At 63.1% G+C, this 19,287-nt stretch carries 18 protein-coding genes and 1 tRNA gene; 8 read left to right on the top strand and 11 right to left on the bottom strand.

Features of this window, described 5'->3' with window-relative positions; genetic code table 11:
• Positions 1–46 precede the first annotated feature (46 nt).
• A complete protein-coding gene (locus MMG94_RS16060; RefSeq protein WP_016920456.1) occupies positions 47–973 on the bottom strand; it encodes a cytochrome c3 family protein in 927 nt (308 codons plus the stop codon).
• Positions 974–1,122: 149 nt separating this feature from the next.
• On the opposite strand from MMG94_RS16060, the gene MMG94_RS16055 reads away from it, so the two are divergent.
• Positions 1,123–1,665: a hypothetical protein gene (locus tag MMG94_RS16055; protein WP_016920457.1), complete on the top strand. Its 543-nt coding sequence runs from the start codon at positions 1,123–1,125 to the stop codon at positions 1,663–1,665.
• Here the strand turns inward: MMG94_RS16055 and MMG94_RS16050 are convergent.
• Both MMG94_RS16050 and MMG94_RS16045 read right to left on the bottom strand, forming a co-directional pair.
• Positions 1,662–2,027 (bottom strand): H-NS family nucleoid-associated regulatory protein, encoded by a 366-nt coding sequence (locus MMG94_RS16050; RefSeq protein WP_016920458.1) that lies wholly within the window; start codon positions 2,025–2,027, stop codon positions 1,662–1,664. The two genes, MMG94_RS16055 and MMG94_RS16050, sit on opposite strands and share 4 nt — an antisense overlap.
• Before the next feature lie 136 nt (positions 2,028–2,163).
• Positions 2,164–2,240 (bottom strand) — tRNA-Arg (locus tag MMG94_RS16045).
• Between the two features lie 240 nt (positions 2,241–2,480).
• On the opposite strand from MMG94_RS16045, the gene pap reads away from it, so the two are divergent.
• The 4 genes from pap (at position 2,481) to MMG94_RS16025 (ending at position 6,427) form a co-directional block, all read left to right on the top strand.
• Complete coding sequence (gene pap, locus MMG94_RS16040; protein WP_016920459.1) at positions 2,481–3,962, top strand: polyphosphate:AMP phosphotransferase; 1,482 nt, start codon at positions 2,481–2,483, stop codon at positions 3,960–3,962.
• A gap of 104 nt (positions 3,963–4,066) precedes the next feature.
• A complete protein-coding gene (locus MMG94_RS16035; protein WP_016920460.1) occupies positions 4,067–5,599 on the top strand; it encodes a hypothetical protein in 1,533 nt (510 codons plus the stop codon).
• Between the two features lie 4 nt (positions 5,600–5,603).
• Positions 5,604–5,987, top strand: a complete 384-nt coding sequence (locus tag MMG94_RS16030) for a hypothetical protein (protein ID WP_016920461.1) — start codon at positions 5,604–5,606, stop codon at positions 5,985–5,987.
• Positions 5,988–6,130: 143 nt separating this feature from the next.
• Entirely contained in the window at positions 6,131–6,427 is a 297-nt protein-coding gene (locus MMG94_RS16025) for a hypothetical protein (protein ID WP_154419667.1), read from the top strand.
• Positions 6,428–6,473: 46 nt separating this feature from the next.
• On the opposite strand, the gene galE is transcribed toward MMG94_RS16025, so the two are convergent.
• Positions 6,474–7,457: a UDP-glucose 4-epimerase GalE gene (galE, locus tag MMG94_RS16020; RefSeq protein ID WP_016920463.1), complete on the bottom strand. Its 984-nt coding sequence runs from the start codon at positions 7,455–7,457 to the stop codon at positions 6,474–6,476.
• A 129-nt stretch (positions 7,458–7,586) separates the two neighbouring features.
• Here galE and galU point away from each other — a divergent pair, with 129 nt between their 5' ends.
• Entirely contained in the window at positions 7,587–8,471 is an 885-nt protein-coding gene (galU, locus tag MMG94_RS16015) for a UTP--glucose-1-phosphate uridylyltransferase GalU (RefSeq protein ID WP_016920464.1), read from the top strand.
• 89 nt (positions 8,472–8,560) lie between these two features.
• Here galU and MMG94_RS16010 read toward each other — a convergent pair whose 3' ends face one another.
• Together MMG94_RS16010 and irrA are read right to left on the bottom strand one after the other, a co-directional pair.
• Positions 8,561–8,884, bottom strand: a complete 324-nt coding sequence (locus MMG94_RS16010; RefSeq protein ID WP_016920465.1) for a hypothetical protein — start codon at positions 8,882–8,884, stop codon at positions 8,561–8,563.
• Positions 8,885–8,905: 21 nt separating this feature from the next.
• Entirely contained in the window at positions 8,906–9,379 is a 474-nt protein-coding gene (gene irrA, locus MMG94_RS16005) for an iron response transcriptional regulator IrrA (RefSeq protein ID WP_016920466.1), read from the bottom strand.
• Between the two features lie 118 nt (positions 9,380–9,497).
• Between irrA and MMG94_RS16000 the strand changes: the two genes are divergently transcribed.
• Positions 9,498–10,709: a lytic murein transglycosylase gene (locus MMG94_RS16000; RefSeq protein ID WP_016920467.1), complete on the top strand. Its 1,212-nt coding sequence runs from the start codon at positions 9,498–9,500 to the stop codon at positions 10,707–10,709.
• 139 nt (positions 10,710–10,848) lie between these two features.
• Here MMG94_RS16000 and MMG94_RS15995 read toward each other — a convergent pair whose 3' ends face one another.
• Positions 10,849–11,370: a GNAT family N-acetyltransferase gene (locus MMG94_RS15995; RefSeq protein WP_016920468.1), complete on the bottom strand. Its 522-nt coding sequence runs from the start codon at positions 11,368–11,370 to the stop codon at positions 10,849–10,851.
• A gap of 413 nt (positions 11,371–11,783) precedes the next feature.
• Here MMG94_RS15995 and MMG94_RS15990 point away from each other — a divergent pair, with 413 nt between their 5' ends.
• A complete protein-coding gene (locus MMG94_RS15990) occupies positions 11,784–13,355 on the top strand; it encodes a 2-isopropylmalate synthase (protein ID WP_016920470.1) in 1,572 nt (523 codons plus the stop codon).
• 68 nt (positions 13,356–13,423) lie between these two features.
• On the opposite strand, the gene gltA is transcribed toward MMG94_RS15990, so the two are convergent.
• From gltA to ppsA, 4 genes are all read right to left on the bottom strand, one after another.
• Positions 13,424–14,710 (bottom strand): citrate synthase, encoded by a 1,287-nt coding sequence (gltA, locus tag MMG94_RS15985; RefSeq protein WP_016920471.1) that lies wholly within the window; start codon positions 14,708–14,710, stop codon positions 13,424–13,426.
• A gap of 87 nt (positions 14,711–14,797) precedes the next feature.
• On the bottom strand, positions 14,798–16,117 hold the full coding sequence (locus MMG94_RS15980; RefSeq protein ID WP_244415387.1) for a carbohydrate porin: 1,320 nt from the start codon (positions 16,115–16,117) through the stop codon (positions 14,798–14,800).
• Between the two features lie 262 nt (positions 16,118–16,379).
• Entirely contained in the window at positions 16,380–16,628 is a 249-nt protein-coding gene (locus MMG94_RS15975; protein WP_154419668.1) for a hypothetical protein, read from the bottom strand.
• Between the two features lie 157 nt (positions 16,629–16,785).
• A complete protein-coding gene (gene ppsA, locus MMG94_RS15970) occupies positions 16,786–19,233 on the bottom strand; it encodes a phosphoenolpyruvate synthase (RefSeq protein ID WP_244415389.1) in 2,448 nt (815 codons plus the stop codon).
• Positions 19,234–19,287 lie beyond the last annotated feature (54 nt).

The following is a 19,287-nucleotide window of genomic DNA, read 5'->3' as shown; positions in this document are numbered from 1 at the left end:
CCGGACTTCGTTCAGGCTCTGCGGCGGCGCATGGGCGCCGGCGCGATCAGCGGCCGGGACGGCGAAGGGTGGGCTGGCCCGCGTCGAAACTGAGGAAGCTCTTGTGACAAGCGTCGCAGGATTCCGAGGTGACGACATGCGTCGGCGGCTTGCCCTGCGCGTCGCGTCCATTGTGGCAGGAGAGGCAGGGGCCTTTTGCGGCCATATGATCGAAGCGCGCGCCCGAAAATGTCGTCGCGCCTCTATGGCAGGAATCGCAAGGCGCCTGCGTCATGACGTGACGCGGCGGCTTGCCCGTCGCATTGACTCCATTGTGGCAGGTCGCGCAGGGGCCGACCGCGCTTTGGTGATCGAAGCGGCCGGATCCCGCGGGCGAATCGGAGGCGAGACCGCGCCGTACGAAAGTCATCGGCAGGGGCGTCTTCGACACGCTGCCGGCATTCGCCGTGACGCCGACGGTGAAGCTCAATGTCGTATGGTGACAATCCGCGCAGGGCGCCGCCGTCGGAATATGCGTCGCGGACTTGCCGCGCGCGATGCGGCCGTCATGACAGGCGACGCATTTGGTCGACGCCTGCAAATGGTCGATCACCTTGATGTCGGAGAAAAGCGTCGTCTCGTGACAGCCCGCACATTTCAGCGAAGTCGGCGGATGGTTCGGCGATTTGCCGATTGTCCTGTCGCCATTGTGGCAAGCCGGACAAGCGTAGAGCGTATTCTTGAACTGGCCGTTGAAGTGACAAGCCTCGCAGGATGCCTGCGCATGCGCGCCCGTCAGCGGAAATTGCGTCCTGGCGTGATCGAAGGAACTCTTGAGCGGCTGTCCGAAGCTCGGCAGAAAATAGCCCCCGGGCGTTGTCGTCTGCGCATCGAGGCGCGTGGCGGAGGCGCAGAGGCACAAGCCGGCCGCAAGCAGCAAGACCAGGCGGCGAAGCGCAACATAGATGCAAGGGCGTGACGCGGCTCCCGACATAAGAGCCATGCCTTAAGCAGGGCACACGGCGCGATTGGAGCCGAATTGCGAAGATTGCGTGATCTTTGTTTATAAAAGACTTTTGCCTCATTTCAGGCGATTTGCCCGTGTGATCTCCACAGCGCCTGCGCCAGGGAGGGACGCCGCTTATGCCGCTTGCTTCCAACGCCGCCAATGTGCGGCGCGTGGTGACGCCGCTTATCGAATGGGCTCCGGCGCTCATCGCATTCTGCCTGACGGCCGTGCTCCTCGCGGGATGGCTTGCTAGCTATGACGAGCCGGTGACGCCGAAAGCGGGCCTGGGTTATTGGCTCGGAATCGCCGGCGCCTCCATGATGGCGCTTTCACTCGCCTACTATATTCGCAAGCGGCTCGCGACGGGCGCCAAATCAGCGCGCGCGCTTCCGTCATGGTTCAGGCTTCACGTCATAAGCGGCGTGGCGGGCCCGGCGCTTATCCTGTTCCATTGCAATTTCCGTCTCGGCGCCTTCAACAGCAATGTCGCATTGCTGTCGATGGGCGCCGTCGTCGCGAGCGGCGTGGTGGGACGTTATCTCTATCGCTTCGCCTATCATTCCGAGATGACGGCCCTCGAGCGCGTCTTCGCGGCATGGCGGCTCCTGCACGCGCCGCTCTGCGTCGTTTTGATCGTTTCCGCGCTCGTCCATATATGGGCGGTGCACAGATTCTAGTTCTGAGCCTGGAACTCCTCGGCGGCTTTGAACTCGTCGAGCGTCCAACCCCGTTCCGCCATGATCGCCTTTACCCAGTTCGGCGGATGCGGGCCCCGCCCGGACCAGGCGTCGCCCGTCGCATGATTCTTGAATTTCGCCATGCGCGGCTTCTGAGCGAGGCTGGCCGCGTCGTCCAATTGATCGGCGCCGATCTCGGGGAAGACTTCGCTGAGGCTCACGCCAGCCTTCTTCAGCTCGTCTTCGATCCTGGTCCGGAGGCGCCGCTTATTCGCTTCCTTGCGCCGCTCGGATTCCTCCTGCGCCCGACGGATCAGCGACAACAATTCAAGGTCCGACAAGCTGGCGAACTCGTCGTTCATCCGATCGTCTCCACGGAGTTTCCGAAAGACCTGTTCCTAGCCCAGCGCCGTTCAAAATCCAACAGCGGACAGGCGCCCGCAACAGGCCGAGTAAATCAAGGACAAGTAAATCAAGGGCAAGTAAATCACTGATTTGTGGCGGTCCCGACAGGATTCGAACCTGTGACCTTCGGTTTAGGAAACCGCTGCTCTATCCTGCTGAGCTACGGGACCGGCTGATTTAACTCGCTCAATAGCCATAACCATTGAAATTCCAGCGAGCTAGCAGAGCGTTGACAGGCCGGGAAACCGGCTTCGCCAGACGCCTGTGCGTAGGGTTAGCACACATGAGTCGCGCACGCATCTCTTTCGTTCCGGCGTCCCGCGGAGCCGACGCAGGCGCCTCTCCATGCTATGATTGCAGAGTTGCGCCGACCTATGACGGTTGAGAAGTTACGATTACGGGAAGACGCCATGTTCGAATCCGCGCGCCTGCCGCATGTCATGACCAGGGAGGAATTCGCCGCCGCCGAGGCGCGGTTGCGGGAGCGGCTGCTCGACGCTCAATTCGAGGTGGCGGAGCAAAAACGCGCCGCGATCATGGTCTTGATCAATGGCTCGGACGGCGCGGGCAAGGGCGAAGTCGTCAACCGGCTCTATGACTGGCTGGACGATCACCTCGTCGAGACGCTCTCTTACGGCGAACCCACCGACGAGGAGCGGGCGCGGCCGGGGGCGTGGCGCTATTGGCGCGACATGCCCGCAAAGGGCCGCATCGGCCTTGTGCTCGGCTCCTGGCACCATCGCCTCTTGCGCAACCGGGCGCTGCGGCGGCTCGACAAAAACGCCTATGACAACGCTCTCGAGGAGATGATCCGCTCCGAGGAGATGCTCCGGCTCGAAGGCGTGCATCTAATCAAAATCTGGTTGCAGATGGATGATGCGGAGGCGCAGAAGCGGCTGGCGAAGCTGCGCGAGTTCGATGGCGCGCTGCGCCGCCCGGCGGTGATCGAATGGGCCGAGTTCGACGCGCCGAAAGCACGCGCGCGGCTCATCGACGCGGCCCTGGAGATGATCGAGAAGACGTCGACGGGGGGTGCGCCCTGGGCGGTGGTGCCGGCGTCGGACCCGCGCTATCGCGACGCCGCCGTCGGCGATCTGCTGCTTCAGACGCTTCAGCAGGCCGCCGCCGGAGCCGAGCCCTCGCACCGGACGCGCGCCATCGCCGCGCCGGCCTCGGCCCTGCCGCGGCCGAGTCTCGTCTCCGCGCTCGATTTGTCGAGAAAGCACGACCCGGACGCCTATGCGCAGGAACTGCGCGCGCTCCAGCGTCGCCTCACCGAGGCGACGACGGCGAAGGGCTTTCGCGACAGCGGCCTGGTCCTCGTTTTCGAAGGCAATGACGCCGCGGGCAAAGGAGGAACCATTCGCCGCGTTCGCGAGGCGCTCGATCCACGGCGTTTTCGAGTCCATGGGGTCGCCGCGCCGACCGACGAAGAGCGGGCGCGTCCCTATCTGTGGCGTTTCTGGCGCAACGTCCCCCGCCGGGGCGACGTCGCCATCTTCGATCGCAGCTGGTACGGCCGCGTCCTGGTGGAGCGCGTCGAAGGCTTCGCCGCGCCCGAAGATTGGATGCGCGCCTATCAGGAGATCAACGATTTCGAGCGCCAACTGGGCGAGACCGGCTATCTCGTCGTCAAATTCTGGCTCGCCATCTCGCAGGAGGAGCAGTTGCGGCGCTTCCAGGATCGCGAGGAAAAACCCTTCAAACGCTACAAGCTCACGCCCGACGACTGGCGCAACCGGGAAAAATGGAGCCTTTACGAAGCGGCGATGACCGAGATGATCGATCGCACCAGCTCCCGCCTCGCGCCCTGGACAATGGTGGAGGCCAACGACAAGAAATATGCGCGGCTGAAAGTCTTGCGCACGATCGTGGAACGGCTCGAGGCTTGAGCGCGTTAATTTCGTCGCGGGCGTCTCTCAACAGGTTTTGCGGCGACCGTGGAACACAGCCGAACCCCTATATTGACCAACTCATAATTTGAAACGGTCAGCGCATGCCTCTCGTCGACACATTTTTCGAGTCGGACGGCGTCGGGGAGTTTTCCCTCGCCAATCTATCCCTGATCATGGTCAATGACCGGAAGCGCCTCGACGAGGTCGAGCCGGAAACCGACGAGGAGCGCCTCGACGCCTGGCTCGCGGACACGGCCTATTTTCACGAGCTGCGGCATTATCACGACCTTGTCGGAAGCGTTTGTGGTCTCCACACCTTCCTCGAAAGCACGGCATGGGTGGATCGCATCCTGACGGCGCTGGCGGAGAGCGAAGGAGAGATCACAGTTCCGATCCGCAAGCGTCAGCCGGATTCGGCGATCGCGACTCTGCATCGGAGCTATAAGCGTTTCATGGACGTTGTTATCGGCGATGGAGAAATACGCCCTGCGCCAGATGATTCTGAACTACGCCATTCGATAGTGGAGTTCGCCTCCGAAGATCCGCCCGTTACGACCAGATATCCTCTGGCTCCCATACCTAAGCAAAATGGCCTGACCGGAGAATTCGAGGAATTTGCGCATCCGGTCGGGTTGCGGGCGCTGATGGAGCTGACCGCCACCGAGATTCAATTCGTGCTTTCAGCGGTCGGCGCCGGAAAAGATGAAGATGACATGGCTCCGCGGGCGTTGCGCTACCTCGATCTGTGCGGCCGGCTCTTTCGAGGCGGCTATACGCGATATTTCTCGGCGAGACTGATCGCGGAATATGATCGGATGCAGCGTAGGGGACTGCCCCCCGCGCGAACGACGCCTCCAATGGCGATGCTTATGCCGATCGCACAGACGGCGCTGGATTTCTCGGGATATCAGGCGATAGCGACGCCATGGGGCGGGCATAGCTGGGAGTTCGAACATCCCGGTCTCGCCTATTTTCATTTTCTGGGAGAACTGTCGGCCGAGTTGGAGAAGAAATCGCTGACCGAGATCGCCAACGCCGTGTCGAAGGCTTGCGTCAACGCCTCTTATGACGACTATCTCGCCTCCTATGTCAGACGCCTTGAAGAAGGCCGGGAACATATGCCGCAAAGGCTGTCGCCAGAAGCGGCGACCAACGGAATTGTGCGCTATATCCGCAAGGCGGTCGTCAACGAGCATCTGGTGTTGATGAGAAGCAAAAGAGATCATTTGCAGAGCTGGCTTCATCCTTATGATTATCTCGAAAACTGCGACAAGCTGCCCTTGCCTCCGCTACGTTTCGTCAGCGGCGAATTCAGAGTTCGCAGGGAAGACATGGACGGCGTCCAGTTCGTCATCTGGACGTTTCTGATCGCCTTTGTCGAAGGCATTCTGGAACATGGCGAAGTGCGCTGCCCCATTCGACATCACATGCGCGCTGCGGGACGATTCATGGCGTTTCCGGACATTGAGCGCGCCTTGCCCCGGACGAGTTGCACGGCTTACATCGATAGCTCGGCTTGCGGCGCCTATAACGGCGCATTTGCTTCAACCCAGCCGATGGCTTGCCCTTTCGCGTATCTGACGCAAAAGTTCATAAAAGAATGGGGCCGCAACGTGACATTCAGGGGAGGATAGGATCTTGGAGCTCACCGACAAGCAAAAGGCTTTGATCGATACTTACGACGGCTACAGCCTGTCCGAGTTGTTCTCGCTCATCGGCAACGAAGTTGCTGAAAAAAACGACGCCGCCTTGAATGATCGTTACGTCTTTGGAACGCCGAATGCGCAAGCGCGCGGGCGAAAGGTCGTCGAGGACGCGCGCGTGCTTTTATGCGCCAGGCACAAGCAGCTGACGGCTTTCGCCGCGCGCAACAAAGGCGCTTTGGATCAGGCCGAATGGGTCGCCGCGATTCTCGATTTCCTGCTGACGAATGCGGACCTCCACGGATTGCCGCCTTTCTCAGTCGCCGTTGCGCTTGGGAAATTGTGCAATCGGCAGATAGAACATCTGTGTCGCGAATGACCCGCCCCCGCCTTCCGTCACGGGCGGCGTCTTGATCTTGAGCGCCGCAAGCTTCGCGACAGTCGGCGAGCCTAATCTTTGCAGGCGTCATGTTCAGGAAGACCCTTCCTATCGGGAAGGAGAGACGCGTTGCGAGGATCGAGATGCAGGGGAAAGACGCCCTGGCGCTGCTGAATTTTTCCGACGACGAATTCATCGCCGCCGCGGGACCGGCGGTCTTACGCCTCAAGCTTATCGAGGCGAACCATCTGGCGGAGAGCCGCCGCCTGCCTGAGGATATGCGACAGGCCGCGCGGCGCGCCGCGATCGAACTGCGCGCGCTCATCGCGGAGCGGCCCTGCGTTTCGCTGATCGATCATGCGGCGAAACGGTCTCTGGAAGACATGCGACCGTCGGGCGGGACAGCGTGCAGCGTCAGCGCCGTCGCCGGTCAGGCATGACGATGGTCGCGCGTGAAGACGCGGCGCCGCGTCCCGCTTGAAACGGCTAAACTTTCTCGCCCAGCCGCTTTTCCCAGTCGAGCGCCTGACGCACGATCTCGTCGAGATTGTCGTGCTGTGGCTTCCAGCCGAGAATGTTGCGCGCACGCTCATTGGAAGCGACGATCGCGGCCGGATCGCCGGGCCGGCGGGGCACATATTCCACTTTAAAATCCACGCCGCTGATGCGCTTGACGGCCTCGATCACCTCGAGAACCGAGAAACCCCTCGCGTAGCCGCAATTGGCGACGAGACTCTCGCCGCCGCCGCGCAGATGGCGCAAGGCGTCGATATGGGCGCAAGCGAGGTCAGTGACCTGAATGTAATCGCGCACGCAGGCGCCGTCCGGCGTCGGATAATCCGTGCCGAAGACCTGCATTTTGGGGCGCTTCCCCAGCGCCGTCTGCGCCGCGACCTTTATGAGATGAGTCGCGTTGGGCGTCGACTGCCCCGAACGCCCCTTCGGATCCGCGCCCGCGACGTTGAAATAACGCAAGGCGACATAGGCGAAGTCATACGCCCGCGCAGCGTCCTCCAGCATCCATTCCACCATGAGCTTGGAGCGCCCGTAAGGCGAGACGGGCTTTAGAGGCTCGTCTTCCGTGACCGGCAGATGGTCCGGATCGCCATAGACCGCCGCTGTGGAGGAGAAGATGAAATGCTTGACGTCGCAGCCTATGGCGGTGGCGATCAGCGTGCGCGCTTTCGCCGTATTGTTGAGATAGTAGCCCAGCGGATCAGCAACCGAATCCGGGACCACGATCTTGGCGGCGAAGTGGATGATCGCGTCGACGGCGTACCGGCCGATGGTCTCGGTGACGAGGTCCTCGTCGCTGTCGTCGCCGACGACAAGCGGGACGCCTTCGGGCACCGCCCAGCGGAAACCGGTCGAGAGGTCGTCGAGCACGACAGGCTTCTCGCCCGCGTCCAACAATTCGAGCACCGTATGGCTGCCGATATAGCCGGCGCCCCCCGTCACTAAAACGGCCATGTTCCCTTCCTATCCTTCATCATACGAAATTAACGCGGCAACCTTAAAAAACAGGAACTCGCGGACGAAGTTCGCCCTTTCGCGATTTGCCGCGTCTTTCGCCACCTCACACTCTCCAAGCGGACTCTCATGACCAAGCGCATTCGCAAAGCGGTTTTCCCCGTCGCCGGCCTCGGCACCCGTTTCCTTCCGGCGACCAAAGCCGTGCCGAAGGAAATGCTCACCGTCGTCGACCGTCCCGTCGTTCAGCACGTCGTCGACGAAGCCCGTGAAGCCGGCATCGAGCATTTCGTATTTGTTACAGGACGCGGCAAGGCGGTCATAGAGGACCATTTCGACATGGCCTATGAACTTGAGGACACCTTGCGCCGCCGTAACAAGACCAAGGAATATGACGCTCTCATGGCGGATCTGCCCCCGGCCGGCGCCACGAGCTTCACCCGTCAGCAGGCGCCTCTCGGCCTCGGCCACGCTGTCTGGTGCGCGCGCGAGATCATCGGCGACGAGCCTTTCGCCGTGCTGCTGCCCGACATGATCACCCTGCCCGCCGCCGGCAAGACCGCCCGCTGCCTCGCGCAGGCTGTCGAAGCCTATGAAAAACATGGTGGAAACATCATCGCCGTCGAAGAGGTGAAGCCGGAGGAGACGCATCAATACGGCGTCGTCGCCACCGGCGAGGACTATGGCTCCAGCTTCGAGATCACCGGCATGGTCGAGAAGCCGCCGCAGGGCGCGGCGCCGAGCAATTACATTATCTCGGGCCGCTACATTCTCGAGCCGAAGATTTTCGAACTGCTCGAAAAGGGAGAGAAGGGCGCGGGCGGAGAGATCCAGCTCACCGACGCCATGATCCATCTCGCCAAGGAGCGTCCCTTCCACGGCGTGCGCTTCGACGGCCGCACCTATGACACGGGTTCGAAGCTCGGCTTCCTCGCCGCCAATATCGCCTTCGGCCTCGCCCGCGGCGACATCGCCGAGGGGCTGAAGGCGGAGATCAGGAAGCTCCTGGGCTGATCGGGAGCTTGCCGGCGAATTCGGAAGGCGCCCGCGGGCGCCTTCCTGCGTCGCGCGATTGGTTTAAAGCATTCTCGGCTTCGTCGCCGCTATCGCCGCCCTGCGGCCCATCTTAAAATGGCGATCTGGACGCAGAGCGCGGCGAAGCGCGTATTCCAGTTCAAGAAAAAGGCGCAAGGTTCGTTCGGGTCGCCGCAGGCGAACGCGGATTCGAGCGGGCGGTCGGCGAGCAGGCCAGCGAGCGGACCCAGCGGGAAAGAAATCGCCGCCATGCCCAGCCGGGCGAAGCGGCCGACGGCGCGCAGCCTGTCGCCTATGTCGTAATCGTCATATGCGTTGACGTAGACGCTGAGCAGAACGAGCGCGGCGGCGATGGTCGCGACGGCGTAGAAGAGCCAGATTTTGCGGGCCATCTTCGCCCCGCGGGAGCGGCCTTACCCCTTCTTCGGGCGGATGCGGATGATCACGTCGCAGCCCACGATCTCCATGCCCTCGGGCGGCGCCGGAAGGCGGGAGAATTCGACCGAGCCGTCGGCGGCGTCGAACATGCGGCCCGTGGCCTCGTCCATGAAATGGTGATGCGGCGAGGTGCGGGTGTGGAAATAGGTGCGCGGACCTTGCACGGCGATTTCGCGCAACAGGCCCGCTTCGGCGAACTGGTTGAGCGTGTTGTAGACCGTCGAAAGCGACATCGTCAGCCCGGCCTCGCGGGCCTCGGCGTGCAGCGCCTCTGCGCTCACATGGCGGTCGCCCTTGCCGAAAAGCAGCTTGCTCAGCGCCAGCCGCTGAACGGTCGGACGCAGGCCGGCGTTGCGCAGCCGGGTCTTCGGATCAACCGGGACGCCTGCGGGCTGCTCGCGCAGTCGGCGGGAATTGTCGAAACTCCGGGCTATAGGCTGATGCGTCATTTTAAGGCCGACAGCGAGATATCTCGCCCCCTGAAACAGTGTAGACATCAGTAGACGGCAGCGCGGCTGGCCTGTCAAATGTCTCAATATGTAAGATTTCCAAACAAGCGGCGCCGGCATGACGATGAAGAGACAAGATTTTCCCCTCGCGGCGCTCGACCGCCGGCGCGCGCTGATCGGCCTGGCGCTTGGCGTCTTCGCAGCGGCGCGTCCGGCGCAGGCGGAGGATTTCGCCGGTTTTCTTCAGGGTCTCTGGCCGCAGGCGCAGGCGGCGGGCGTCTCCCGCGAGACCTTCGAGGCGGCGGTTTCGGGCCTCTCGCCGGAGCCCGGCGTGCTGGCGAAACCAAAGGCGCAAGCCGAATTCACCATTTCCATCCCCGCCTATCTCGCCGGAATAGTGACAAATGGTCGCGTCTCGCGGGGCCAGTCGGTCGCCGCGGAGCTTGCCGGACCGCTCAATCGCGCGGCCGCCCGCCACGGCGTCCCCGGCGAGATCATCGTCGCCATTCTCGGGGTCGAGAGCAATTTCGGAACGGCGACCGGCGGAGCCGACGTCTTGAAAGTTCTGGCGACGCTCGCCTGGAAGGGCCACCGCGCCGAGACCTTCATCGAGGAATTCGTCGACGCCCTCGTCATGCTGGAGAAGGGCTACGCGACGCGCGGCCAGTTGAGAGGCTCCTGGGCGGGGGCGATGGGCCAGCCGCAATTCATGCCCTCGGCCTATCTGAAATTCGCCGAAACCGACGACGGCGCCGGCGCGCCCGACATCTGGCGCTCGCATGCCGACGCCATCGCCTCGATCGCCAATTTTCTCGCCAAGTCCGGCTGGATCGCGGGGCTGCCGGCCGTCATGGAGATCCGCCTGCCCGACGGCTTCGACTATGCGTCCTTCGACCTCGATTTCCCCCGCTGGCGGGCGCTGGGGGTCGCGCGGGCGGATGGCGGCGCTCTTCCCTCGAGCGGCGCGGCGAGCCTCTATCTTCCCGCCGGCGCGAGCGGTCCAGCCTTCCTCATCTCCGATAATTTCGAGGTGATCCGGCAATATAACACCTCGGACGCCTATGCGATGTCGGTCGCCGTCCTCGCCGAGCGCATCGCCGGCCGCGACATGCCGGTCGCGTCCTGGCCGAAGGTCGCGCCGCTCTCGACCGCCGACGTCAAGGCGATGCAGCAGCTCCTGACGCAAAAGGGGCATTATCGCGGGACGATCGACGGAAAGCTGGGCCGCACCAGCCGCAACGCCGTGCATGCCTTCCAGCTCGCGGAGGGGATTCAGCCGGCGGACGGCTTTGCGACGAAGGAGATTTTGGCGCGGCTAAGGGGGAAGTGAGCCCTGGCCTCGTCATTGCGAGGAGCGCAGCGACGCGGCAATCCAGGGGCTGCACGCGGCTCTGGGTTGCTTCGCCTATCTACGAAGTCGGGTATACCCGACTTCGAAAACAAGCTCGCAATGACGGCCTGATGCGGGCTCACCGCACCGGGGCGGAGACGAAGCCGAAGGCGACGCGGGTCAGCATGTCGGCGCCGAAACGTTCTTCCGCGCGGCGCACGGTCTGCCCGCCGAGGCTGCGGTAGAAAGCCAGCGCCTTTTCATTATCCGCAAGCGCCCAGACGATGGTCGAGAGATAGCCGTGCTCGGCGAGCTCCCGCCGCGCCGCCGCGAAGAGGCGGCGGCCGAGTCCGAGGCCCTGATGCTGCGGCGACAGATAAATCTCGAAGATTTCGCCCGAATAGGGCATGGACGGCACGCGGTTTCGTCCATAGGTCGAATAACCGACGATCTGCTTGTCGAAATCGAGAACGAGCAGGCCCGTGCCCCGCATGATGGCGGAGTGCCACCAGGCCGGGCCGCGCCGCGCGATCATCCGCTCGAGCTCCACGCCGGGAATCACGCCGCGATAGGCGTCCCGCCAGGACGCGTCATGGACGCGCGCGATTTCCTCGGCGTCGCCGGGCCGCGCATGGCGAATGGAGAAGGCGGTTTTGACCATAAGCAGGATGTTAGGTCTCCTATCGGCCTTTCGGCAAGAGGCCCGAACGGTCGAAAGCGTAAAAAAACAAATGCGGTCCGGTTTAATTTTTGTTAACGTTGCAGCGCGTCAATCGCATGCGCGTCTGCTTGCCTGCTGCGACGCGATTGCTTATTCTGCATGTGACTCGGCGATTTCCGAGGAAGCGGGGAATTTATCGTGGCCGTGATCGCCGCCACATATGGAGCCGAAAAGGCGTGCGAGCTGCGCGGCGCGACATGCGCCTGCGCCGCCGCGTCTTCGCGCGCGCTCGGCCTGCTGCTTCTTCGTCGCCCCTGACCGCCCGCAGGGCTTTGAGCCCAGGCCTTCAGGGGATGCGACGCAACCAGATCCTGCCCGAAACACGGGCGCAGCAGCTTCCAGAAAGATTCCCCATGACCCATTCCGCGAACGGCTCCAACACTAGCGAGCGCGTCGTCATCTTCGACACGACCTTGCGCGACGGCGAACAATCCCCCGGCGCCTCCATGACGCTGGAGGAGAAGCTGGAAGTCGCCGATCTGCTCGACCAATTGGGCGTCGACATTATCGAGGCGGGTTTTCCCATCGCCAGCCCCGGCGATTTCGAGAGCGTCGCGGAGGTCGCGCGCCGCGTGAAGAACGCCTCCGTCGCCGGTCTGGCGCGCGCTTCCGACAAGGACATTGACCGCTGCGCGGAAGCGCTGCGCGAGGCGAAACGTCCGCGCATCCACACCTTCATCTCCACCTCGCCCGTTCATATGAAATACAAGCTCCAGATGGAGCCCGAGCGCGTGCTGGAGCTGGTGGCGTCGTCCGTCACCCGCGCGCGCAATCACGTCGCGGAAGTGGAATGGTCGGCGGAGGACGGCACGCGCACCGAGATCGACTTTTTGTGCCGCTGCGTCGAGACGGCGATCAAGGCGGGCGCCTCGACGATCAATATTCCCGATACGGTGGGCTATACGACGCCGCAGGAATATGAAGCCCTCTTCCGAACCGTGCGCGAGCGCGTTCCGAATGCGGACAAAGCGATCTTCTCGGTGCATTGCCATGACGATCTGGGCTTGGCCGTCGCGAATTCCCTGGCCGGCGTGCGCGGCGGCGCGCGTCAGGTGGAATGCACCATCAACGGGCTGGGCGAGCGCGCCGGCAACGCCGCGATGGAGGAGGTCGTCATGGCGCTGAAAACGCGCCCCGACATCCTGCCCTATCACACCAATATCGACGCGAAGCTGCTGACGCGCGCCTCGAAGCTCGTCTCGGCGGTGACGTCCTTCCCGGTGCAGTACAACAAGGCGATCGTCGGCCGGAACGCCTTCGCGCATGAGAGCGGCATTCATCAGGACGGCATGCTCAAAAATGCGCACACATACGAGATCATGACGCCCGAGAGCGTCGGCGTCTCGAAGACCTCGCTCGTCATGGGCAAGCATTCGGGCCGCCACGCCTTCCGCGAGAAGCTGAAGGAGCTGGGTTATGATCTGGGCGAAAACCAGCTCAACGACGCCTTCAACCGCTTCAAGGACTTGGCCGACCGCAAGAAGTTCGTTTACGACGAGGACCTGATCGCGCTGGTCGACGACGAGATCGTCACCGCGCATGACCATATCAAAGTGCTCGCGCTGATGGTGATGGCCGGCACGCAGGGTCCGCAATCGGCGGCGCTGACGCTGGACATTGATGGCGACAAGGTCACGCATCAGGCGACCGGCAACGGCCCGGTCGACGCCATCTTCAACGCCATCAAGGCGCTGGCGCCGCATGAGGCGACGACGCTGGAGCTCTATCAGGTCCACGCCGTCACCGAAGGCACGGACGCGCAGGCGGAAGTCTCGGTGCGCCTCTCGGAAGACGGCAAGTCCGTCACCGGCCGCGGCGCCGATCCGGACACGCTCGTCGCCTCGGCGCGCGCCTATGTCTCGGCGCTCAACAAGCTGATCGTGAAACGCGGCCGCGCCAGACCCGAGGCCATGCAGGCGGTGTGACGCAGGCGTTTTGATCGGCGGAGACGGAGTCGCGCGGCTCCGTCTTCGTCTGATCCGGCTCTTCCCGTTCAGCGTTTCTCGATCGGCACATAATCGCGCGGCCCCGCGCCGGTATAGAGCTGACTCGGATGGCCCATGCGCGAATTCGGGTCCTCGATCATCTCCTTCCACTGCGCGAGCCATCCGACCGTTCGCGCGACCGCGAACAGGGCCGGAAACATGGCGGTCGGGAAGCCCATGGCGCGCAAGATGAGCCCCGAATAGAAATCGACATTGGGGAACAGCCGCCGCTTGATGAAATAATCGTCCGACAGGGCGACGCGCTCCAGCTCGTGCGCCACGTCGAGCAGCGGATCGCTGACGCCGAGCTGGTCGAAGACCTCATGCGCGGTGCGCTGCATGATTTTCGCGCGCGGATCGTAATTCTTGAAGATGCGGTGGCCGAACCCCATGAGGCGAAAGGGATCGCCCTTGTCCTTGGCGCGCGCGATAAAGTGCGGAATGCGCTCTGGCGCGCCAATCTCTGACAGCATTTTGAGCACCGCCTCATTCGCGCCGCCATGCGCCGGCCCCCAAAGGGAGGCGATGCCCGCCGCGACGCAGGCGAAGGGATCGGCGCCCGACGACCCCGCGAGACGCACGGTCGAGGTCGAAGCGACCTGGGCGAGATCGGCATGCAGGATGAAAATGCGATCCAAGGCCCGCGCGAAGACGGGATTGACGCGATATTCCTCCGCCGGAACGGCGAAGCACATGCGCAGGAAGTTCGAGGCGTAATCGAGATCGTTGCGCGGATAGACGAAGGGTTGGCCGATTGAATATTTATAGGCCATGGCGGCGAGCGTCGGCGCTTTCGCGATCAGGCGCATCGACGCGATCATGCGCTGCATGGGATCGGTGATGTCGGTCGAGTCGTGATAGAAGGCCGACAATGCGCCGATAGAGGCCACCATGATCGACATGGGATGGGCGTCGCGGCGGAAGCCCTGGAAAAACCGCGCCATCTGCTCATGCACCATCGTGTGGTGGGTGACGCGATAATCGAAATCGGCCTTCTCCTCGGCGGTCGGAAGCTCGCCATGGAGAAGGAGATAGCAGACCTCCAGATAATCGCCGCGCTCGGCGAGCTGGTCGATCGGATAGCCGCGATGGAGAAGCACGCCGGCCGCGCCGTCGAGAAAGGTGATCTTCGACTCGCAGCTTGCGGTGGACATGAATCCCGGATCGAAGCTGAACAAGCCGGATTGCGCCGCGAGCGCGCGCATGTCGATGACGTCGGCGCCCATCGTTCCCGTCATGATTGGGAGATCGACGATTTTTTCGCCAATGTGAACGGAGCCCTTCGCCTGCGTCATGGACCGGCCTCGCGCTCTATAGGTTTTGCCAACGAAGCCGATGCAATTTTTGCACCGCAATATGAGGCGGCGCCAAGCAGACCGGGGTCAGAATCGCGTCTGCAGCCGCAGCGCCATATAGGTCGCGCGCGGGCGATTGACGGTCCAGGGCTCCACGATCTGCAGATCGCCCGTCAGCCGAAGCCAGGGCGTGATCGCCCAATTATAGAAGGCCTCGATCCCGCCTTCGCTGCGTCTGTAGAGACCGCGCTCGGCGAGACCCGAGAGCAGCGGCGCCGTCAGCCCATAATGAAAGAAGCCGACGCCCCATTGGTCATTCACGCGGCCGGGCAGAAGATTATTGCCCGCAAACCCGGCGAGAGCGCTCCAGCGCACGGGATTCGGGTTGCCGTCGGAGAGCGTCGCCAGGGCGAAGAGGCCCCAGCCCGCCGCCGGATTGTCCGCGCTCTGCACGAGATATTGCTGGACCGCGTAGGAAGCCAGCCAGAAGCCTTTCCTGGTGACGCCCACGAGCGAAGCGAGCCGCGCGCGCAACGCGCCGATGTCGTCGAGATCGAATCCGCGCGCATTGCTGTAGCCGCCGCGGATGGTGTGGAAGCCGCGCAGCCCCGCGATCTGCGTCGGAACCGTCACGCCGCCGACGACGCCGACGCCGCGCTCGAAGGGCCGCTCGAGCACGCGCGGATTGGCGGCGTTGCGGGGGTCCGCGAAAGCGAGGGTGAAGGTTGCGACGTCGGTTTTCAAGGTCGCGATGCCGCCCAGAATATAGGGCGGCGACACGATGAGCCTGTCCGCCACCGTGCCCGGAGAGGCGACGCCGATTCCGGTCGAAGGAAGCGCGAAGGCGCGGTTCATGAAAGTATCGAGTCCGCCGCCGCCGATGAGCGGCGTCTGGGCGGCGAGCGTCATGGTGTTGAACTTGCCGACGCTTACGGAAAGCTGATTGCTCATCTGCTGCGTGACGACGAGCGAAAGCGCCGAGTGATAATTGTCCTGCGCGACGAAAGCCTGCGCCGCGCTGACGGGAACGAGCGCGTAATCCTTCTGATTGATGTTCAGGCCGATATAATGCTCATATTGCGCATTGACGCGCAGCCCCCGCCAGAGGCCGAGCTTCTCGGCGTCGATCTTCAGGAAAGCGTCGAGCTTGCCGCCATAGCGCGACACGCCGTCATTCGCGCCGGCGGCGACGCCCTGGAAGAATTGCGTGACCCAGATGTCGGCGTCGATCCCGAAGCGGCGCAGTTCCGCCTTCGGTCCATTCGGCAGATCGCCCAAGGATTTCTGTACAGGAAGCGAGAGCGACTCCTCGGCCCTCGCGGCTTCGCGCCGCTCCTTCGCCGCCGCGCCATGAACGGCGAGAAGGAAGGCGAGCGTCAATCCGGAAAATTTGAATAGCCGCCTCACGGTCGCGTCCCGAGCAGAATCGCACGCGGTCAGATTGACCGCTTCCACTCGGGCTCACAATGACGCGGACGCAACAGAGGCGAAAAAGAAGCGGGCGCCGAACGGCCAACTGCTCGCCTTGCAATCGCCCCATCGAGCCTTAACTCTTTGAGGCGCCGACGGAGCTGGATTCGTCGGAGAAAAACGGCCCGAGCGCGGATGTACCGACGGGTCGTTTTTCGCATTGGACGCGCTCATGGATGCGCGCAGCGGCGGCGCCCCGTCACCAGCGACGCCAGCCGCGATGCCAGCCATGCCGCCAGCCACGGCCCCATCCATAGCGGCCGTGATAATGGCCCGCATAGGTCCACCAGCAGCGATAGCGATTGCAGACGCGCACGGCGTGCGCTTCTTCGGTCGCGGGCGCAAGACCAATATCGGCGACGGGCATGGCGGACGCCGAACTGGATGCGAGCGCGGAGAAGCCGCAAGCGAAGACGGCGCAGACGACGAGTTTTGCAGAAGCGTTCATCACGATCATCCTCTCTGCAAGGCCGCCGCTCACTCAAACGCTCAGCGGCGGAAAGGGCAAGAAACGCGCAATTTGACTCACTGCCTGTTCGGCGCATGCGCGATGGACGGAACCTGTCGCGCTACGCCTTTCTTTCAAGCCCTCGCGCGACTGGCCGCTATTTTCGGCTGCGGCCCAACTCCTTCTCCAGAGCGACGATGCGCGTCGTCGTGCGCAGAACCGTGTCCGGATTCAGGCTGATCGAATCAATGCCGAGGCGCACGAGGAACTCCGCCATTTCCGGATAATCGGACGGCGCCTGCCCGCAAATGCCGATGTGGCGGCCATTGCGCCGCGCGCCCTCCACGGCGAGGGCGATCATCTTCTTCACGCCCGGATCGCGCTCGTCGAAATCGAAAGCCACGATTTGGGAATCGCGATCGACGCCGAGCGTGAGCTGGGTCAGGTCATTGGAGCCGATCGAAAATCCGTCGAAATGTTTCGAAAATTCGTCAATCAGCATCACATTGTTCGGAATTTCGCACATGACATAGATTTCGAGTCCGTTCTTTCCCCGTTCGAGGCCGAATTCGCTCATGAGGGCGATGACTTTGGCGGCCTCGTCGATACGACGGCAAAACGGAATCATCAGCCTTACATTCGTCAGCCCCATATCCTCGCGCACGCGTTTCATCGCGGCGCATTCAAGCGCGAAGCCCTCGCGATAATCGGGATGCGCATATCGCGAGGCGCCGCGGAAGCCGATCATCGGGTTCTCTTCGCCGCCCTCGAAGGCGCGGCCGCCGAGCAGCGTGGCGTATTCATTGCTTTTGAAATCGGACATGCGCACGATGACGGGCTTGGGATAGAACGCCGCCGCGATCGTCGCGACGCCCTCGGAAAGGCGTTCGATGAAGAAGGCGCTCGGACTCTCATATTGCACCGTGAGCTTTTCGATCTCGGCGCGTTCTTTCGCGTCGAGCCGCTCCGGATGCACGAGCGCCATGGGATGCGCCTTGATCGACTCGGCGATGATGAACTCCATGCGGGCGAGGCCCACACCGTCATTGGGCAGCGCGGAGACGCCGAAGGCGACGTCCGGATTGCCGACATTCATCATCACATGGGTCGCCGGCCTTTCCAGATTGGAGAGATCCGTCTTGACGACGTCGAAATCGATCTCGCCCTCATAGACCTTGCCGACATCCCCTTCGGCGCAGCAGACGGCGACGAGGTCGCCCGTCTTGATGACATGCGTCGCCCGATCCGTGCCGACGATCGCGGGGATGCCGAGTTCACGGGCGACGATCGCGGCATGACAGGTGCGGCCGCCGCGATTGGTCACGATTCCGCCCGCCGATTTCATGACCGTTCCCCAATCGGGCGACGTGGTGTCGGCCACGAGAATCTCGCCGGGCGCGAAGCTCGACAGCTCGCTCATATGTTCGATGACCCGCGCCTTGCCGAAGGCGATCTTCGCGCCCACCGCGCGGCCCTCGACCATGACCGACCCATGCGTCTTGACCTTATATTCCTCGACAACGTTGCGATTGCGGCGCGAGGCGACCGTCTCGGGCCGCGCCTGAACGATGTAGAGCTTGCCGTCCAAGCCGTCCTTCGCCCATTCTATATCCATCGGGCGATGCTCGCCGGCCTTGGCGCTGTAATGCGCTTCGATCGCGATCGCCTGCCCCGCCAGCGTCAGCGCCTCATCGTCGCCGATGCAGAATTTCCCGCGCTCCTTGCGGTCCGTCGGAATATTGCGCGTCGTGGCGCGTCCGCTATTGGAGAAGATCATCTTGATCTTCTTGGGACCAAGCGCGCGCTTCAGCACGGCGCGCCTGCCTTGCGCGTAGGTCGGCTTGAAAACGTAGAATTCATCCGGATCGACCGCGCCCTGCACGACATTCTCGCCGAGCCCATAGGCGCCGGTGATGAAGACGACGTCCTCGAAGCCGGTCTCCGTGTCGATCGTGAAGATGACGCCGGACGCCGCGAGATCCGAGCGAACCATCTTCATCACCGTCACAGAATTGAAGACCTTGAAATGGTCGAAGCCATTGTCGATGCGATAACGGATGGCGCGGTCGGTGAAGAGGCTGGCGAAGCAGCGGCGCACGGCGTCCAGCACATTGGCGGCGCCGTGAATATTGAGATAGGTGTCGTGCTGCCCGGCGAAACTTGCGCTCGGCAGATCCTCGGCGGTGGCCGAGGAGCGAACCGCGACCGTCAGCTCGGCTCCGTATTCCTCGCTCAAACGAGCAAGCGCGTCGCGAATATCCGCCTCGACATTCGCGGGCAGCCCGACGGCGTAGACGATCTCCCTCGCCCGCGCCGCGCGCCTCGCCAGATCATCGACGTCGTCAGGGTTCAGCCCCTCCAAAGACTCTTTCAAAGCCGGCCATGCGCCCGCCTCGTCGAGCGCATGCCGATAGGCCTCGGCGGTGACGGCGAAACCGTTTGGAATCGAAATGCCCTTTGCGGTCAGCTCACGATACATTTCGCCGAGCGAAGCGTTCTTTCCGCCGACGAGCGGCACGTCGCCAATGCCGATCTGTGAGAAGAAACGGACATAACGCCCTTCGCCCGGGCGCGCATTCTTGTTCGCCTTCATCGTGTCGCTCATGCTTGAACCATCGCTGTGACGCCGCGGATCCATGTCACATGCCCCGCCGTCGAC

Source organism: Methylocystis parvus OBBP (genome assembly GCF_027571405.1).
In the GTDB taxonomy this organism is placed as follows: Bacteria; Pseudomonadota; Alphaproteobacteria; order Rhizobiales; family Beijerinckiaceae; genus Methylocystis; species Methylocystis parva.
Note: the sequence above shows the minus strand (reverse complement) of the source record. Positions and strands in the feature narration are given on the sequence as shown.

Bases quoted from the DNA above. Each gene is read 5' to 3' on its own strand.
- irrA (WP_016920466.1), bottom strand. From the start codon at position 9,379: ATGACGCATCAGCCTATAGCCCGGAGTTTCGACAATTCCCGCCGACTG.
- MMG94_RS15995 (WP_016920468.1), bottom strand. From the start codon at position 11,370: ATGGTCAAAACCGCCTTCTCCATTCGCCATGCGCGGCCCGGCGACGCC.
- MMG94_RS15975 (WP_154419668.1), bottom strand. From the start codon at position 16,628: ATGAACGCTTCTGCAAAACTCGTCGTCTGCGCCGTCTTCGCTTGCGGC.
- MMG94_RS16050 (WP_016920458.1), bottom strand. From the start codon at position 2,027: ATGAACGACGAGTTCGCCAGCTTGTCGGACCTTGAATTGTTGTCGCTG.
- pap (WP_016920459.1), top strand. From the start codon at position 2,481: ATGTTCGAATCCGCGCGCCTGCCGCATGTCATGACCAGGGAGGAATTC.
- MMG94_RS16055 (WP_016920457.1), top strand. From the start codon at position 1,123: ATGCCGCTTGCTTCCAACGCCGCCAATGTGCGGCGCGTGGTGACGCCG.
- MMG94_RS16010 (WP_016920465.1), bottom strand. From the start codon at position 8,884: ATGGCCCGCAAAATCTGGCTCTTCTACGCCGTCGCGACCATCGCCGCC.
- ppsA (WP_244415389.1), bottom strand. From the start codon at position 19,233: ATGAGCGACACGATGAAGGCGAACAAGAATGCGCGCCCGGGCGAAGGG.
- gltA (WP_016920471.1), bottom strand. From the start codon at position 14,710: ATGACGCAGGCGAAGGGCTCCGTTCACATTGGCGAAAAAATCGTCGAT.
- galU (WP_016920464.1), top strand. From the start codon at position 7,587: ATGACCAAGCGCATTCGCAAAGCGGTTTTCCCCGTCGCCGGCCTCGGC.
- MMG94_RS15990 (WP_016920470.1), top strand. From the start codon at position 11,784: ATGACCCATTCCGCGAACGGCTCCAACACTAGCGAGCGCGTCGTCATC.
- galE (WP_016920463.1), bottom strand. From the start codon at position 7,457: ATGGCCGTTTTAGTGACGGGGGGCGCCGGCTATATCGGCAGCCATACG.
- MMG94_RS16060 (WP_016920456.1), bottom strand. From the start codon at position 973: ATGTCGGGAGCCGCGTCACGCCCTTGCATCTATGTTGCGCTTCGCCGC.
- MMG94_RS16035 (WP_016920460.1), top strand. From the start codon at position 4,067: ATGCCTCTCGTCGACACATTTTTCGAGTCGGACGGCGTCGGGGAGTTT.
- MMG94_RS16000 (WP_016920467.1), top strand. From the start codon at position 9,498: ATGACGATGAAGAGACAAGATTTTCCCCTCGCGGCGCTCGACCGCCGG.
- MMG94_RS16025 (WP_154419667.1), top strand. From the start codon at position 6,131: ATGCAGGGGAAAGACGCCCTGGCGCTGCTGAATTTTTCCGACGACGAA.